The 15,602-nt window shown below is 61.4% G+C and carries 14 protein-coding genes, 1 pseudogene and 1 riboswitch; of the genes and pseudogenes, 9 read left to right on the top strand and 6 right to left on the bottom strand.

Features of this window, described 5'->3' with window-relative positions:
- Nucleotides 1–103: 103 nt before the first annotated feature.
- On the top strand, nt 104–328 hold the full coding sequence (locus ACQ7C1_RS12170; protein ID WP_064803538.1) for a hypothetical protein: 225 nt from the start codon (nt 104–106) through the stop codon (nt 326–328).
- Between the two features lie 78 nt (nt 329–406).
- Here the strand turns inward: ACQ7C1_RS12170 and ACQ7C1_RS12165 are convergent, their stop codons facing one another.
- Nucleotides 407–715, bottom strand: coding sequence for a GCG_CRPN prefix-to-repeats domain-containing protein (locus tag ACQ7C1_RS12165; protein WP_011425935.1), 309 nt, complete (start codon nt 713–715; stop codon nt 407–409).
- Between the two features lie 174 nt (nt 716–889).
- Entirely contained in the window at nt 890–1,336 is a 447-nt protein-coding gene (locus ACQ7C1_RS12160) for an SRPBCC family protein (RefSeq protein ID WP_097598074.1), read from the bottom strand.
- Nucleotides 1,337–1,720: 384 nt separating this feature from the next.
- Nucleotides 1,721–1,863, top strand: a riboswitch (FMN riboswitch).
- 79 nt (nt 1,864–1,942) lie between these two features.
- Here ACQ7C1_RS12160 and ACQ7C1_RS12155 point away from each other — a divergent pair.
- Both ACQ7C1_RS12155 and ACQ7C1_RS12150 read left to right on the top strand, forming a co-directional pair.
- Nucleotides 1,943–2,377 (top strand): 6,7-dimethyl-8-ribityllumazine synthase, encoded by a 435-nt coding sequence (locus ACQ7C1_RS12155; protein WP_064694549.1) that lies wholly within the window; start codon nt 1,943–1,945, stop codon nt 2,375–2,377.
- A 146-nt stretch (nt 2,378–2,523) separates the two neighbouring features.
- Nucleotides 2,524–3,211 (top strand): annotated as a pseudogene (locus ACQ7C1_RS12150) (VOC family protein).
- Nucleotides 3,212–3,352: 141 nt separating this feature from the next.
- On the opposite strand, the gene ACQ7C1_RS12145 reads toward ACQ7C1_RS12150, so the two are convergent.
- Both ACQ7C1_RS12145 and ACQ7C1_RS12140 read right to left on the bottom strand, forming a co-directional pair.
- Nucleotides 3,353–4,129, bottom strand: coding sequence for a DUF1194 domain-containing protein (locus ACQ7C1_RS12145; RefSeq protein ID WP_430958430.1), 777 nt, complete (start codon nt 4,127–4,129; stop codon nt 3,353–3,355).
- A gap of 172 nt (nt 4,130–4,301) precedes the next feature.
- A complete protein-coding gene (locus ACQ7C1_RS12140) occupies nt 4,302–5,204 on the bottom strand; it encodes a LysR substrate-binding domain-containing protein (protein WP_430958429.1) in 903 nt (300 codons plus the stop codon).
- Nucleotides 5,205–5,392: 188 nt separating this feature from the next.
- Between ACQ7C1_RS12140 and ACQ7C1_RS12135 the strand changes: the two genes are divergently transcribed.
- Nucleotides 5,393–6,118, top strand: a complete 726-nt coding sequence (locus ACQ7C1_RS12135; protein ID WP_430958428.1) for an SDR family NAD(P)-dependent oxidoreductase — start codon at nt 5,393–5,395, stop codon at nt 6,116–6,118.
- Nucleotides 6,112–6,600 (top strand): RidA family protein, encoded by a 489-nt coding sequence (locus tag ACQ7C1_RS12130; RefSeq protein WP_430958427.1) that lies wholly within the window; start codon nt 6,112–6,114, stop codon nt 6,598–6,600. Before ACQ7C1_RS12135 ends, ACQ7C1_RS12130 begins: the two co-directional genes overlap by 7 nt.
- A 54-nt stretch (nt 6,601–6,654) precedes the next feature.
- Here ACQ7C1_RS12130 and ACQ7C1_RS12125 read toward each other — a convergent pair whose 3' ends face one another.
- Entirely contained in the window at nt 6,655–7,194 is a 540-nt protein-coding gene (locus ACQ7C1_RS12125) for a Pycsar system effector family protein (RefSeq protein WP_430958426.1), read from the bottom strand.
- 130 nt (nt 7,195–7,324) lie between these two features.
- Between ACQ7C1_RS12125 and ACQ7C1_RS12120 the strand changes: the two genes are divergently transcribed.
- On the top strand, nt 7,325–11,041 hold the full coding sequence (locus ACQ7C1_RS12120; RefSeq protein WP_430958425.1) for a FecR domain-containing protein: 3,717 nt from the start codon (nt 7,325–7,327) through the stop codon (nt 11,039–11,041).
- Complete coding sequence (locus tag ACQ7C1_RS12115; RefSeq protein ID WP_430958424.1) at nt 11,041–13,011, top strand: CHASE2 domain-containing protein; 1,971 nt, start codon at nt 11,041–11,043, stop codon at nt 13,009–13,011. Before ACQ7C1_RS12120 ends, ACQ7C1_RS12115 begins: the two co-directional genes overlap by 1 nt.
- Before the next feature lie 49 nt (nt 13,012–13,060).
- Here the strand turns inward: ACQ7C1_RS12115 and ACQ7C1_RS12110 are convergent, their stop codons facing one another.
- Nucleotides 13,061–13,648, bottom strand: a complete 588-nt coding sequence (locus ACQ7C1_RS12110) for a TetR/AcrR family transcriptional regulator (RefSeq protein WP_430958423.1) — start codon at nt 13,646–13,648, stop codon at nt 13,061–13,063.
- 140 nt (nt 13,649–13,788) lie between these two features.
- On the opposite strand from ACQ7C1_RS12110, the gene ACQ7C1_RS12105 reads away from it, so the two are divergent.
- Nucleotides 13,789–14,346 (top strand): DUF308 domain-containing protein, encoded by a 558-nt coding sequence (locus ACQ7C1_RS12105; RefSeq protein ID WP_430958422.1) that lies wholly within the window; start codon nt 13,789–13,791, stop codon nt 14,344–14,346.
- Between the two features lie 153 nt (nt 14,347–14,499).
- On the top strand, nt 14,500–15,480 hold the full coding sequence (locus ACQ7C1_RS12100) for an SDR family oxidoreductase (RefSeq protein WP_430958421.1): 981 nt from the start codon (nt 14,500–14,502) through the stop codon (nt 15,478–15,480).
- Nucleotides 15,481–15,602 lie beyond the last annotated feature (122 nt).

The following is a 15,602-nucleotide window of genomic DNA, read 5'->3' as shown; positions in this document are numbered from 1 at the left end:
AAAACCATTCATCACAGTGCAAAACAACCCAATAAACACCTTTAAATTGCGCGACATTGGCTCGTTTATGTGCGAACTTGTCATTAGCGATTGAGGGGTTGCTATGGGCACGACATACTGGCCGAAAGACCCGCTGGACGGGAATGACATGACCCTGCTGACGTCGATCCTTCGGCGCTGGTGCGCGCGTTATGGGATCGAGTTTACAGCCGAAGAAAGCAAACGGAAGGCGAAGGAACTCGTCGAATGGTTCGAGTTCGGTGTCAAGGATCCGGCCGAGCTCGAAGAACTGATCGACGGAAAGCACTGGCTCGTCAGCCGCATCTGAGCGCAGTCGTTATTTCAGCTGATAAAGGCCGGGCGAAACATCGCACCGGCCCTCGTTCGCCTGCCTCTGTCAAAAGTTTTAGTAGTCATCGCGCCAGCGGCGTTCGCGGTCCCAGCGCCGTTCATAGCGCCAGCGCGGGCCATCCCAATCGCGATGACGCCGCTCCCAGCCCCAGCGGGGCGGACCGCCATAGAAAGCTACAGGCGGCGGGCGGCGCCAGTTGCGCCGGCATTCGCCCCAGCGGGTCAGATGCCAGCCGCGACCACAGGCGTAGTCGACCTTTGTGACAGTGCTCTCAACCTTGATTGCCCCGATCGGCATCGCCTGAGCTGTGCCAATCGAGAGGCTGCCAGCGAGCAAGGCAGCCGCGATAGAAAGTGCCTTCATCGAAAACTCCATTTCATCCAGCCGCAATCACCTTAGGACCGCCAAATTGAACTGGAGATGAACTGTGCGTTCATGTTTGTGGACGATAAAGCAGCACTTTTTTTGACCGCAGCGGACCGTTCTTCCCGTAGCGCCAAGCGCTTGGGGAGCATCCTGCCGCCTGCCGAAAACCGTTCATGTCCTGCCGTAAAAAGGATCTGGACCCGGGTCCCGCCCGGCCGCGACTTCCGTGAGCCGGCCGAGATAATGCGCCCAGCCTTCCTCATGACCGGCGCATTGCTCGGCACTCGGCAGCCCGCTATGGGTGAGCCGCAAAAGCGTTCCGCCTCCCTGCTCGATCAGGTCGATCTCGACCAGGCTCGATCCCGGCGGCACCACCTCGCTACCATCCCAGCCGAAGCTGTAGGCAAGCCGATGCACCGGCACCACCTCGCGAAACGAGCCGCGCGCAAAACGGGCGCCGGTAACGTTGACGAGATAGAGCCCACCCGGCTCCGGCTCGACCTCGGCCTCCGTCCCCATCCAGCGCAGGATCTTCTCCGGATCGGTCATCAGTGCAAACACCGCTGCCGGCGGCGCCGCAAGATGCGCCTCGCGGCGCACGACGAAAGATTCTGGCATGGATCTCTCCCATGGTTGCCGCCCCGGTTCGGGAACGACGTATCATGCTGTATTGACGTGGGTGTCCTCAATGGGAGCATGTAGGCGGAAGCGCGCGCTGAGCAAGGGCGGACACCCCGAACGCCCTTACCGTGAGACCCTCACCAGCCTCGGTGCGAAACCTCCGACCTCCCTCATGCTAAGGCGCGTAGCCCGCATGGCGGAGCCTCCAAGGACGCACCGCAACGCTGCTCCTTCCATCCCCCAACGGCAGCGCACCCGCCTCGTCTTGCGAGGCCCCTGCGGGGCACCTCATCAGGATGAGGCTCTCTTGGGGTTGCAACCCGCACCCATCCGAAACCATCTTACCCTATTGCCAGCCCGCCGCCTTGCCCCTATTGTCCGCGCCGTTCTCAGGGCGGGGTGAAAGTCCCTACCGGCGGTATGCAGTTTCGATTGCGAGCCCGCGAGCGCCTTCCTCGGAAGGGTCAGCAGATCAGGTGAGATGCCTGAGCCGACGGTCATAGTCCGGATGAAAGAGAACGTGCGCTGCTGCTGCCCTCCGGGCTGGCTACAGATGCTCGTGATCGCCTTGGGTGATGTGTCTGTACGCCAAAGGAGATTACCATGACACCCACCCGTTATGCCTTCGTCAAAGCCGGCTGGCACGCCGATATCGTCGACCGTGCGCTCGAAGGTTTCCAACAGCTTGTTCCCGCCGAACAGATCGACGTATTCGACGTCCCCGGCGCCTTCGAAATGCCGCTGCTGTCGCGCGATCTTGCCGCGAGCGGGCGCTATGCCGCCGTTATTGCCGCCGCCTTCGTCGTCGATGGCGGGATCTACCGCCACGAATTCGTCGCCCAGGCCGTGGTCGATGGCCTGATGCGCGCCGGCATGGATACCGGCGTGCCGGTGCTGTCGGTCTCACTGACACCGCATCACTATCAGGAAACCGAGCATCACACGCAGATCTACCGCGCTCATTTCGTCGAGAAGGGCCGCGAGGCTGCGCGCGCCGCTCTGATGATCGGCAAAACGCGCGCCGCCCTTGCTGCTTGAAAGCTAGCGCAACAGACGGCGGGATGGCCCGCCGTCTTCTTCCCGTCGACTGAAGAATTGATTCGACGCTCCACCCGCGCTGTGGTCCACTCGATACCGACATGTATCGCCATTCTTAATGCGTCCAAACCTCAAGGGAGCTGAAGATGAGCAATGCAATGCGCAGTGAACCCCCAACCGAATCCGTGAAAACACGACCGGTCGACACCAAGCTCGAGGTGGTCGTCATTCCCGTTTCCGACGTCGACCGCGCCAAACGTTTTTACGAGAGCCTTGGCTGGAGGCTCGACGCCGATTTCGCCAATGATGCCGATTTCCGCGTGATCCAGTTCACCCCACCGGGCTCCGGTTGCGCGATCATCTTCGGCAAGAATGTCACCGCCGCCGCTCCCGGCTCCGCCCAAGGCCTCTATCTCATCGTCTCCGACGTCGAGGCCGCAAGGCGCGATCTCATCGCCCGCGGCGTCGAGGTGAGCGAGGTCTTCCACGATGCTTCAGGCGTCTACGCCGGCAAGGACGAACCCTATCTCTTCGGGCGCCTGCGCATCGCCGGCCGCGACCCCGACCACCGCAGCTATCGTTCCTTCGCCTCGTTCAAGGATCCCGATGGCAACGGCTGGCTGTTCCAGGAAGTCACCACGCCTGCCGGGACGCATCGACGCCGATGAGACCGCCTTCTCGACATCGAGCGACCTCGCCGCCGCCCTCCGCCGCGCCGCCGAGGCTCACGGCGAACACGAGAAGCGCAATGGCGGCAAACACGACGAGAACTGGCCGGACTGGTACGCCGAATACATGGTCAGCGAACAGGCCGGCAGGCAGCTGCCGTTATAGGTGGCGGCACGGAGCAGCCGCCTTGCCCGTCGGCACCTCAAGGTGAGGCAATTCGAGCGGCAGATGCTTTCTTCTTTGCTTTATCGGTATGCCATGTGACAACCACACGGCATACCCTCTCCGGGCTCATCAGGTCGCGACTCACCGATCGAATATATCCCGCCACTGCTTCTCGCCGATCAGACAGTCCGACGTCGGCGCGTCGGCGGCTATCCTCTCCACCGTCGGCGAGGGTGAAATGCCGCTGATCTCGAGCACCAGCTTGCGGCGCACGGCGATGGCGAAATCCTCAATCCTGTGGACCGGCAGCACGAAGCTGCCGGGGCCGCCGATCACGCAATCGGCGTAATATTTGTCGAGCCCTCCGGGAGCATCGGAAGGACGCAGCATGATCGCCAGCCCGTTGATGATCATGCCCGACGCCACCGCCTTGTCCCTGGTGGCCGTCACCGGGCTGCCGGAATTGTTCGGACCGTCGCCGGAGACGTCGATCACCTCACGCCTGCCGCGAAAGGGTCCGGTGGTGATCATGCTGGCGCCCTGATCGATGGCTGTTGAGATCGAGGTGCGCCGTTGCGTGGCTATCGGCCGGGCGTCAAGCTTATCGGCGAAGGCGATCGCATCCGCTTCCGTCTCAATCACCTGCCAGTCGATCATCGAATCCTGGACGACATAGCCCGCCCATTCGAAATAGCTGATGGCGATGCGGCCGGTGAGCCCGCCTTTGACCGCATCGATGAATTCCTTGTGCTTGAGCGCCTCGACATAACCGTCGCGCTGAATGCCGATCTCTTCGAAATCCATTGACCGCGAGGTGTCGACGGCAAGCACCAGCGTCACATCAACCTCGTTTGCGCCCGCCCCAACTGTCGGCACGACTCCGGTAAGACCCATGAGTACCGCAAGCGTGGTCAGCATCGGCAAATCCCCGCGCATCGAGCAGGGAAATGTAACACAACTTGGCCCGCGAAGGACGCCCGGCCTCGTGCGGGGTTTCAATTTTCGGTGATATCAGGAGCGCCTCTTGCCGCTCGAGGCCGCTGCGGGGAACTCACAGAGAGACTCTCCTGCCATGCAGCTTTCCAGGACCTCAACGCAAAGGCGACCATAAAGGGTTCTTCCACGCCTTCAGCGCTTCCAGAAAAACCTGCAGGCGCAGCGGCAGGAAGCGGCGGGTGGGATAGACGGCGTGCACGAAGATTTCCGGCGAGGACCAGTCCGGCAGCAGGCGAATGAGCTCGCCTCGGTTGATCTCTTCGTCGCAATAGGTCGAAGGCAGCAGCCCGATACCGTGGCCGCGATAGGTAAAGGCGCTGACCGCCTCGAAGTCCCGACTGGAGACCGGCCCGGACACACGCACGTGGGCCGACTTGCGGCCGCTGACAAGATGCCAATCCGCCTCGCCGTTGCGGCCGTTCAGGAGTACGCATCGATGATCCTTCAGGTCCTCGGGCTTTGATGGAAGCGCGCTGCCCTCAAGATAGTCGGGCGTCGCAACCAGATAGCGCACACTCCGGCCGAGCCGCTGCGCGACGATGGAAGAATCCTTGAGTTCGCCGAAACGAATGGCGACATCGACATTCTCGGCGACCAGATCGAGGAAAAGGTTGGTGACGAAGAGATCGATCTGGATATCGGGATATGTCCTCAGGAAGGACGAGATGAATTCGTAGAAGACGTCCTGCCCGAAGATGACGGGCACGGAGATCTTCAGCAGGCCTTCCGGCTTCCTCTGCGTCGCCGTCAGCGCCTGCTCGGCGTCCATAAGATGGGCGAGCGGTTCGCTGCACCTGTCGTAATAGGCTCGACCCTGCGCGGTAAGGCTGAGCTTGCGGGTCGTGCGCTGCAGCAGCGTCACGCCGAGCTGCTCTTCAAGCGACGTCACCTTCCGGCTGACGGTTGAAACCGGCATGCCGAGGGAATAGGCCGCACGGCTGAAGCTGCCATACTGCGCCACCTTCACGAAAACGGCGATGTCGTTGAGATCGGCCATGCGCCCATTTTTGCATTGATGCAAAAGAGAATCCAGATATTTCCATCTAATCGGGGAATGGAGTTTTCGCCATATTCACTTTGCGAAAACAACCACAACCCAGATGGCGGCGCGATCGCGGCGGCCCCATCTCGAGCGACCCGGCCGATCAGGTGCGACGTTGCCCGAACCAGATCACGGAGTTCAACATGACTACGAATAAGACTGTCATCGTTACAGGCGCCTCCCAGGGTATCGGCGCAGGCCTCGTCAACGCCTTTATCGCGCGCGGCTACAATGTCGTCGCCACCTCGCGTCAGGTCAGCGCCTCGGACGCCTTCGAGGCCTCCGACCGGCTGGCTCTCGTCGATGGCGACATTGGCGATGCCGAAACCGCGGCGCGGGTTGCAAAGACCGCGATCGACCGCTTCGGCTCGATCGACGCGCTCGTCAACAATGCCGGCATCTTCTTGGCCAAGCCGTTTGTCGATTTCACGATGACGGATTTCCGGACGTTGTCTTCGACCAATCTCGAAGGTTTCATCCATCTGACCCAGCTGGCAGTCAGACAGATGCGCGCGCAGAAGTCAGGCGGCAGCGTCGTCAGCATCACGACGCCATTGACCGATCATCCGATCGCCGGCTTCTCCGCTTCGGTGTCGATGATGACGAAAGGCGGCATCAACGCCATCTCCAAAAACTTGGCGATGGAATATGCGAACGAGAAAATTCGCTTCAATATCGTCGCTCCCGGTGTCGTGGACACGCCACTGCACAAGGACAATCCGAAGGATTTCCTGAGCACGCTCTCTCCGATAGCAGGCATTTCAAATGTCGATGAGATCGTCGAAGCGGTCCTCTTCCTGACGGAAGCCCCGCGCATCACCGGGGAGGTGCTGCACGTCGACGGCGGCGCACATCTGGGCAAATGGTAAACCATCAAAAAGCGCATGCAGCCGGCGCGGAACAGCGGCTGCGGGACCTCGGCATCACGCTTCCCCCGCCGCCGACGCCCTTCGGGGCCTACGTAGAGGCGATCCGGACAGGCAATCTCATCTTCTTCAGCGGCATGCTGCCGGTCGTCGACCGCAAGCCGCGGTATATCGGCCGCGTCGGCGGCGCGTTGACATCAGAGGACGGCAGGAAGGCCGCCGAAACGGCGACGCTCAGCGCCCTCGCCGCCGCCAGAGAGTACCTCGGCTCGCTGGACAGGGTCGTCAGTGTCGTCAAGCTCGGCGTCTATATCGCGACCGAAGGCGATTTCCGCGACCACCCGAAGGTCGCTGATGGAGCATCCGAAATGCTGCTCCAGGTCTTCGGCGAGGAAAGACTCTCCGGCCGCGTCGTCCTCGGCGTCGCAAGCCTGCCCTTAGGTGTGCCGATCGAGATCGAGCTCGTCCTCGAAGTCGAGGATTGAATGGTCAGGGCGTGCCTCGGCGCGCCCTGCCTCCCTGAGGTCGCCGCCTCACTCTCACCCCGCCGCCAAGAGCAGCACATAGGCGATCACGCTCACCATCAGCCCGCGAAAGGCAAAGGTGACGCAGCGATACTTGTTGCAGGCGATGGCGGAGAGGATGTTGGCGTTTTCGAAATACTGGTCGAAGAGGTAGCGCTCGTCACGGCGGACAGCCGCCTCGAAGAACATGTCGCGATGCTTGGGCCAGGCGCCCCAGAACAGCGACGTGGACGTGCCGAGACGCCGCGGCAGCACGACGAGAATCGCCGACAGCATTGAGAAGACCGAAGCTGCGGCAAGCAGGCCGGAGAACAGTATGCTGCCCGGCGTACCGCCGGTGTAGCGCCCCAGGCTGAAGACGGCCCTCACCTCGCTGGAGCTTACCAGAAAGGCGAGCATGAAAGTAAAGATATATGCTGCCTTCTGATCGGATATCTTGATCTGATCATAAAATATGTCATTGATTTTCTTGATATGATCGAAATACTCGGTACTGACGTCCCCGCTCGAGGGATTGCTCAGCATTACCTCAGTGACATTTTCAAATTCGCTCACCTGAATACTCCATACCTCAAAGTGTTTCCCTGATATTACACTTGTTGGCGAAAGCAAGAACACGTGTGCAACATGCTTGACTTTTCCACTCTACGCGGACAAAGGGGAAGCGGGGTATGGGGTCGAGGACATGCGGGGTTATTCCAGTAACATCTGTCGCATCGGGGTGGCGCTTGCATTTGCCGTGCCTGGTTTCGGACTGCCGGCAATGGCCGATCCCGTGCCGCGCGCCACGCCGGTCGCCGGCTCGGTCATTGCCCGCAAGACCGGTGAGGAAGTGCGATTCATCGACGTGTCGGACTGGCGCGTCGTTGACATCAATCAGGATCTCCTGACCGGCGACGTGCTGCGCACCAATGCCAACGGCCAGCTCGCCATTGTCTTTTCCGATCACACGCAGGTCCGCCTCGGTCGCAATTCGTCGCTGCAGGTTAAAAAGATGGCGGCGAGCGGCGATACGGTGCTCAATCTCCAATCCGGCACCATCTGGGCACGCGCCGAGCGCGGCGGCCAGGGCCTGACTGTGGAAACACCGGCTGCCGCAGCAGCTATCCGCGGCACCGACTGGACGATGACCGTCGAAGGCGCCAAGACCTCGATGATCGTGCTCGAAGGCCGCGTGGCGCTCAGCAACCCGCAGGGCAGCGTCGATGTCAGTGCGGGCGAAGGCGCCGTGGCGTCCATTGGCCAGGCGCCGCACAAGATCCTCAGCGTCAATCCTGACGACCGTGAACAGATGCTCTTTTATTTGGACCTTCGCGGTGGCTTCGACTTGCTGCCGACGTCGCCGCTGCGAGCCGATCGCATGGCGACCGAGCGTCGCCGCCTGCTGGCGCTGCCTCCCGAGCGCCGCACCACCGAGGACTGGTTGGAACTGGCCGAAGCGCAGAGCGCCTACGACGGACGCCAGGCAGCCTCAGCAACACTGCAGAATATCCGCGGCCGCAAGCTGACAGTGGCCCAACAGGCGCGCGTCGACCTTCTCGATGCCACCATTGCCGGCTCCGAAAAGCGCTATAGCGATGCCGCAAAGCTCTTCCAGAAGGCCCTGCCGCATCTCGACCCGACACGTCGCAACATGGCGCAATATGGTGGCTATTTCGCCCGCTCGCTCGCCGACCCCGCCCATGCCGAACCGCCGCCGGCCAATAGCGCCGGCCCTTATGGCGCAATCATGCAGGCCTATACGGCAGGCTTCCTGGAAAACTCGCGCGCAGCGCTCGAGATTATAAAGAAAGCGGAACGGCGCTATCCCGATGACCCGACCCTGCCGGCGGTCCGCGCCGAGCTGGCGCAGCTCGTTGACGACCGTAAGCAGATGAAGGAAGCGATCGAACGCTCGCTGGCGCTCGACCCTGACCATCCGATGGCGCTCTCCGCCCGCGCCGAATACAAGGCAGCCTATGAAAGCGATATAGACGGCGCTCTTGCGGACCTGAACCGCGCAATCGAGCTTGCCCCCGGCTCGTCGGGCACGTTGAACTCGCTCGGCCTGCTGCAGAGTTCGCGTGACGCCAATGGCGAAGCGGAAGAGGCCTTCCTCAAGGCGATCGCGCTCGATCCGCAAGATCCAGTGGCGCATGCCAATCTCGCGATCCTTTATCTCGATCAGGGCCGCATGAAGGAAGCCAAGCGCGAGATCGACACGGCGCTCGCCGCCGAGCCGGGCTTCGACATCGCCATTCTCGCCCGCGGCCGCTACTACCTGCAGATAGGCGAGCGCGACAAGGCGCTGGAAGACCTGCTCGCCGCCAGCACCGCCAACCCCACCCACTCGCAATCGCAGCTGATGCTCGCCGCCGCCCATTATGAAAAGGGCGACCGCATCCCCTCCGAGCAGGCGCTCGACAATGCCGACCGACTGGACAACAACGATCCGGCGATTCCAGCCTTCCGCACGGCCGTCGACATCGACGACTATGACGCTGATGGTGCGATCCGCAATGCCCAGGAATTCCTGCGTCGCTCGCGTGCCCGCGGCGGCGATTACAGCGGTCTTGGGGCCAACGCAAGCGCCGGCTCGACGCTGAACAACGCCTTCCGACTGCAGGGCCTGGATGCCTGGGGCCGCTACTATGGCGATGCCGTTTTCGATCCTTTCGAAGGCAGCGGCTATATCGACCAGTCGATCAAGGGCAGCATCTTTCCTTTCGTAAACGCCGCCAACTTCAGCGACGACAATATCATCCAGAACCGCGGCAATGCGTCGAGCTACTCATCCTTCATCCAGGGCTTGCTGATTTCTCCACACATGCTCTCTGGCCGATCGCGCTCCGCGTCGCTCTTCGATGTCCCCTTCATCGAAGGCTCGCTCGGCGGCGGCATCAACAGCGTCGACGGGCATACCAGACGGATCGGCGAAGCCGATATCCAGGGCTATTCGAACGAGACGATCCCGATCAGCTTTTACGGCAACCTGAGCTGGGAAGAGCTGGCGCTCGACCGCGACTACCGGAACTTCGGCGATGTCCAGACGGACAACAAGCTACTAGGGGCCAACGGTTATCTGACGGCAACGGTCACGCCTGATGATCGCGTGGTAGCCTTCGTCAACCATGGCAAGAATGACGGAACGCTGGACGCGTTATCGTCAAACACCGGGTTCATGGAACTCCTGTTCCGTGTCCCTATCCCACTGCCTCTCTACACAACAGAGGATACTGTACGAGAAACCGCATATGCCGGCATCGGCTGGAGCCACACGTTTTCCTATGAAAACGTGTTGAATGGAGCATTGCTTTATTCAGGAAGCAAATCGACCACGAACAGCGCGCTTGATGTCGACGTTGACCCGGTGTTTATCGGCGCAGGGGTTCCCTTCATCATTCCCTTTGCCAACGTCACTCAGGAGGCCGAATCTCACACCTATATCGGCGCTTTGAGCCATTCCATCGGTGCCGGACCTTTGACATGGCGTTACGGTATCGAAGGCGGCTGGATGGATGTCAGCAGCACGGTCGATACGACACTCCTGGGCTTGACAGCTCCTCTCGATCACACCGAGAGCACCATCGATATCGGCCGCGCTTATGTCGATGTGCTTCACGAGATCACGCCCGATCTCAAGGGCGAATACGCCTTGTTCGCCACGCACCTCGAGGGTGATGGCATCGATATCAGCCGGCTGGAACCGCGCTTCGGCCTCGCCTGGGCGCCGTTTCAAAACCACTGGCTTCGTGCAGCCTTCATGAGTCAAAGCTTCGATACCACCGTGCCGACCCTTGCCCCGATCGGCATACTTGGGCTGCAGGCCAATCAGTTTTCCACCAATCCACAAGGCTATACGGATACGCTCGCCCTGCAATGGGATGCCGAATGGACTGACCGCTTCTTCACTTCGGTGGAGTACGAGCATCAGGAACTCCACGATTTCTCGATCGATTTTCCGCTGATCTCGCTTCCCTCGGATACCAGCTTGCCGATTTCGCGCGGCAGAATCGATCGCGCTGCCGTCACTGCCAACGTCGCGCTCGGCCACGGTTTCGGTCTTTCAGCCACCTATGCCTATATGGATTCGGAGAATAGGGATCCGCTCGAGCCGATCTACGGTGGCCCCCTTCCCTTCATACCGCAGAACTCCGGACAGATTGCCCTGACCTGGGTTAACGAAGCCAAGGTCAAGGCGACGGTTGCCGCCAACTATATCGGCGAGCGTGATGGCGATCGCTTTGGCACCAAGCTCGACGATTACTGGACCCTCGACGCCCACCTGGTCTGGGAACCGTTCGACAAGCGCGTCGAGTTGGAGGCAGCCGCCTATAACCTTCTCGACGAGGACTTCGAGATCACGCCCGGCGTGCCCGGCTGGGGCCGCGCCTTCAAGGGCGCGCTCAAAGTCCGCTTCTGATGCGGGTGCGGGACCAGCACCGACAGGCCAGGCAGATCAGGAGCCGTCACCTGAGGCTGCTGGTGCTGTCGCTGACCACGCTGATCGCCATCTCGCTCCTGTCGCGCCTCCCCGCCTGGTCGCTGCTGGAGCTCAGAAGCTTCGACTATCTGTCGACCGTCGACGATCCCCGTCCGCCACCCGGCGGACCGGTCATCGTCGCCATCGACGAACCCTCGCTTGCCGATATCAACGCGCAATGGCCCTGGCCGCGCAGCCTGCATGCCGAGCTCATCAGCCAGTTGCGCGCCGCCGGCGCCCGCGTCATCGGCCTCGATATCATCATGGCCGAACCCTCAGCACCGGATAATGACGCGGCGATCACCAGGGCCGTCGGCCCCGATGTCGTGCTGGCCGGCGACGAGACGCTGATCGAGACGCCGCAGGCATCGCAACTGATCCGGGCGACACCCCTGCCGCAATTGACCGAAGCGGGCGCCGTCACCGGCATCGCCTCGATCGATCTGAGCGGTGACGGCATCTTCCGGCGCATCCCGGGCTATGAGGATGGCTTCGCGGCGATGCTGGCAAAGGCCTCGGGCGTGGCGCCCGAAGAGCTGCCAGCCGGCCGGCTTATCCAATCCTTCGGCCCGGCCCGCAGCTATCCCACGGTCTCCTATTACCAGGCGCTTGACCCGCAGAACCTGCTGCCGCCGGGCTACTTCAAGGACCGCGTCGTGCTCGTCGGTTTAAGCCTGCAGAACGCACCTGCGATCGACAAGGGCGGCGTCGATGCCTTCGCTACACCCTATACGGTTCACACCGGCAAGCTCGTCTCCGGCGTCGAGATCCAGGCGACGATCTACGACAATATCCGCAAAAGCCTGTCGATCGCAGAAGCCCGGCTGCCGACGGTCGCTGCCTGCATCCTGATATCGGTGCTGCTTGCTGCCGCCACCGTCTGGCGGTCGACCGGATGGCTGACGGTCGTCAACAGTGTGGCGGCCCTCCTCGCCTTCGCGGCAGTCAGTGCCGCCGGCATCCGGCTCACTCATGTATTCGTTTCACCGCTCGGCCCGACCGTCGCCTATATCTCTGTCGTCTTCGGCCAGGCCGCCTTCGATTTCGCCGAGGAGCGTCGCAACAAGCGCCAGATCACCCGCGCCTTCGCCCAATACATCTCGCCCGATCTCGTCAAGCGTCTGTCGAGTGACCCCTCGCAGCTGAAGCTCGGCGGCGAGCGACGCACGCTTTCGGTTCTGTTCTCAGACGTGCGCGGCTTCACCACGATCGCCGAGACGCTGAAAGATGATCCGGAGCAGCTGACCGGCCTGATCAACCGGTTGCTGACGCCGCTTTCAGACGTGGTAATGGATCACGGTGGCACGATCGACAAATATATGGGCGACTGCATCATGGCCTTCTGGAATGCGCCGCTCGACGACCCCGACCATGCGCTTCACGCCGTGCGCGCCTCGCTCGCCATGCAGGCGGCGATTTCGCGTCTGAACGGTCAGCTGGAGCGGGAGGCGGCTGCACTCGGCCGCAAGCCGCATGTCTTGAAGATGGGTGTCGGCATCAACACCGGCGAGTGCATCGTCGGCAACATGGGCTCGACCCGCCGCTTCGATTATTCCTGCCTTGGCGACAGCGTCAACCTCGCCTCCCGCCTCGAAGGCGCCTCGAAGAATTACGGCGTGGCGCTGCTGCTCGGCGAGGAAACCGCAAGGCTGGTCGCTGACACCTATATCGTCGTCGAACTCGACCGCATCATCGTCAAGGGCCGCACCGCCCCCTCACCCGTCTTCACCGTCGTGCACAAGGCCGACGCCAAAGCGCTGGCCGCCCACCAGGCCTTCATCGACGCCAAATATGCCGCCACGCTCGCCCCGTCGGACCCGGTCTTCGACAAGCTGGCTGCCGATATTCCCGAGCTTGCCGGCTATTACGCAATCGTGCGGGATGGGCTGGCCGCCGATGGCAAGGAATGACCTGAGGGACTAGATTTCACCACCAGGCGTTTTCGGACTAGGTGATAATCTAGCGATCCGTTGACCGCAGCCTCGCAAACTCAGGGGCAACGACTGCGATGAAAACCCCGGCGTTGCCGAAAGCCCTCGCCGACAGCATCGCCCCATGGACCGATGCCATCAGCATTTGCGCCTGCTCCTCCGGCCGCTTGTCCAGCTGAAACAGGCCTTGCTCGACCCCAGCCTGCAGCACCGAAGTAAGCCAGCCCGCGAGGTTCTGGAAATGCGTCCGGACGCGGAATGCGACTTCTTCCGGCAGCATTTGCATTTCGCTCGCCAGCATCGCGCAGACGCAGAAGGGCTGCGAGGCATCCCGAATGCATGTGTGCCAATAGTCGATATAGAACTGCAGCTGATCGGCCGGGCTTGCGGCCTGCTCGCGCAGAGACTGCAGACCCGCCTGCGCCTGCTTGATGTAGCGATCCACCAGCGCTGAGACGAGGTCGGCCTTAGTGGGAAAATGATGGTGGATGCTCGCCTTCCTGATGCCGACGGCAGCCGAGATATCGGCATAGCTGAAGCCGTTATAGCCTCCCGCAACAATGAGAGACTGCGCGATGTCGAGGATTTTATCGGAAGTAGAAGCCATTGATTTCATAGCGTCGCCTACCTTCTGGTAGGCAGATTGTCAAGCCTATTGCTAATCCTCATCCCTCACAAGAAGGTGTCCGGCCATGGCGTTGACTCGATCCAATAGGCTTCCTACTAGTAGGTAGGCCAAAAACAAGGAACCCTCCGATGCAAAGCTTTTCCTCAAGCCAGTCCAATTGGCTGCCATCCTATTATTTCACACGTGCCGCATTCTCCGTCACCTGGATTGCCACCGCCATTCTGTTGGGGCGTCAGTCTGGCCCCGCCGCCTTTCTGCTGGTGATCTACCCTCTATGGGATGCGCTGGCCAATCTGGTCGACGCCCGGGCCAACGGCGGCCTGAAGGCCAACCCGTCCCAGGCGCTGAATGTCGTGGTCAGCACGATCATGACGCTCACCGTCATCATCGCCGTCAGCAGCAGCACCTATGCGGTTCTTGCCGCGTTCGGCGTTTGGGCGATCTTCTCCGGCCTGTTGCAACTCTATACCGGCGTCAGGCGCTGGCGCCTCTACGGCGCCCAATGGGTGATGATCCTGAGCGGCGCCCAATCGGCCCTTGCCGGCGGCTTCATGATCAGCCAGTCCCTCGGCACCACCGCGCCGACGATCCTGGATATCGTCCCCTATGCGGCATTTGGAGCATTCTACTTCCTGCTTTCGGCAATCTGGCTCGTCGTCGCATCCTTTCGCAAGGCGCAAGTATAGACGCTGTCGGTCCTGCGGCGGCAAGTACGAAGCCGCTTGCCGCCGTTGAAAGGCCGACCGCCAGTGTGGCCTGCGATTTGCGGAAGACGATCAAGCTCTTTCGCGCTATGAAGAGTGACCGCATATCCCGCCCACAGACCCTGAGGTCACTCCATGGCTTTGAAAGTCCTCTTCATTGGCGGCACCGGCCAGATCTCCCATCCATGCGTCGAACGCTCCGTTGCCGAAGGCCATCATGTCAGCGTCTTCAATCGCGGCCTGAGAAGCGCTGCCTTACCTGAGGGGGTAACCTCGATCGTCGGCGAACTTGGATCGGCCGCCTATGTCGATCTCGCCAGGGCGAATTACGACGTCGTCTGCCAGTTCATCGCCTTCACGCCGGATCAAGTGTCGCGTGACATCGGGGTCTTTTCGGGCAATTGCGGCCAATACATCTTCATCTCATCGGCCTCGGTCTACGAAAAGCCGCCGCGTCATTACGTGATCTCCGAGGAGACCCCGGCGATGAATCCTTACTGGCCCTACAGCCAGGCCAAGATCGCCTGCGAGGAACTGCTCAGGAAATCCGGCGATCTTGCATGGACGATCGTCCGCCCCAGCCACACCGTCCGCACCGGCCTGCCGATCATGATGGGCGACAGCGATATCATGGCAAGGCGAATGCTCGACGGCGACCCCATCATCGTGGCCGGGGACGGCCACACGCCCTGGACGCTCACCCGCTCAGTCGACTTCGCCGTGCCCTTCGTCGGGCTTTTCGGTAAAAAGGCCGCGCTGAATGAGATTTTCCACATCACCTCGGACAGAGCCCACATCTGGGACGATATTCAAATGACGATCGCAAGATTGCTCGGCGTGGAGGCGAAGATCGTCCATGTGGCGACGGACACGTTGATCAAGTACAATCCGGAATGGATCGGCTCCCTCCTCGGCGACAAGGCTTGGACGGCAATTTTCGACAATTCCAAGGTCAAGCGTGTGGCGGGCGACTTCACCTGTGCCGAGAGCCTCGATGAAATCCTCGCCGAACCGATCATGCACCTCAAGCAGCGGCTTGCCAAAAGCCGCCCGCCGAGAGGTGAACTCGACGCACTGATCGACAGGATTTGCGCGGAGCAAGGGGCTCTTGGTTAGTTTGGTCCTTTGCGGGGGCGCGGTGTCCGCGGCTGGTACAAAATTGCCGTGACGCGTTGACCACTATCGGCCCTTTGCTGCCGGTCGAGGTCGGTCCGAGCAAGGTGCGGTATGTGCTAGAA

It is taken from the genome of Rhizobium sp. Nf11,1, from assembly GCF_050587665.1.
In the GTDB taxonomy this organism is placed as follows: domain Bacteria; phylum Pseudomonadota; class Alphaproteobacteria; order Rhizobiales; family Rhizobiaceae; genus Rhizobium.
The sequence above is the reverse complement of the archived record's forward strand: the minus strand, read 5'-3'. Positions and strand labels throughout refer to the sequence as shown.

Bases quoted from the DNA above. Each gene is read 5' to 3' on its own strand.
- ACQ7C1_RS12170 (WP_064803538.1), top strand. From the start codon at position 104: ATGGGCACGACATACTGGCCGAAAGACCCGCTGGACGGGAATGACATG.
- ACQ7C1_RS12165 (WP_011425935.1), bottom strand. From the start codon at position 715: ATGAAGGCACTTTCTATCGCGGCTGCCTTGCTCGCTGGCAGCCTCTCG.
- ACQ7C1_RS12160 (WP_097598074.1), bottom strand. From the start codon at position 1,336: ATGCCAGAATCTTTCGTCGTGCGCCGCGAGGCGCATCTTGCGGCGCCG.
- ACQ7C1_RS12155 (WP_064694549.1), top strand. From the start codon at position 1,943: ATGACACCCACCCGTTATGCCTTCGTCAAAGCCGGCTGGCACGCCGAT.
- ACQ7C1_RS12145 (WP_430958430.1), bottom strand. From the start codon at position 4,129: ATGCTGACCACGCTTGCGGTACTCATGGGTCTTACCGGAGTCGTGCCG.
- ACQ7C1_RS12140 (WP_430958429.1), bottom strand. From the start codon at position 5,204: ATGGCCGATCTCAACGACATCGCCGTTTTCGTGAAGGTGGCGCAGTAT.
- ACQ7C1_RS12135 (WP_430958428.1), top strand. From the start codon at position 5,393: ATGACTACGAATAAGACTGTCATCGTTACAGGCGCCTCCCAGGGTATC.
- ACQ7C1_RS12130 (WP_430958427.1), top strand. From the start codon at position 6,112: ATGGTAAACCATCAAAAAGCGCATGCAGCCGGCGCGGAACAGCGGCTG.
- ACQ7C1_RS12120 (WP_430958425.1), top strand. From the start codon at position 7,325: ATGCGGGGTTATTCCAGTAACATCTGTCGCATCGGGGTGGCGCTTGCA.
- ACQ7C1_RS12115 (WP_430958424.1), top strand. From the start codon at position 11,041: ATGCGGGTGCGGGACCAGCACCGACAGGCCAGGCAGATCAGGAGCCGT.
- ACQ7C1_RS12110 (WP_430958423.1), bottom strand. From the start codon at position 13,648: ATGAAATCAATGGCTTCTACTTCCGATAAAATCCTCGACATCGCGCAG.
- ACQ7C1_RS12105 (WP_430958422.1), top strand. From the start codon at position 13,789: ATGCAAAGCTTTTCCTCAAGCCAGTCCAATTGGCTGCCATCCTATTAT.
- ACQ7C1_RS12100 (WP_430958421.1), top strand. From the start codon at position 14,500: ATGGCTTTGAAAGTCCTCTTCATTGGCGGCACCGGCCAGATCTCCCAT.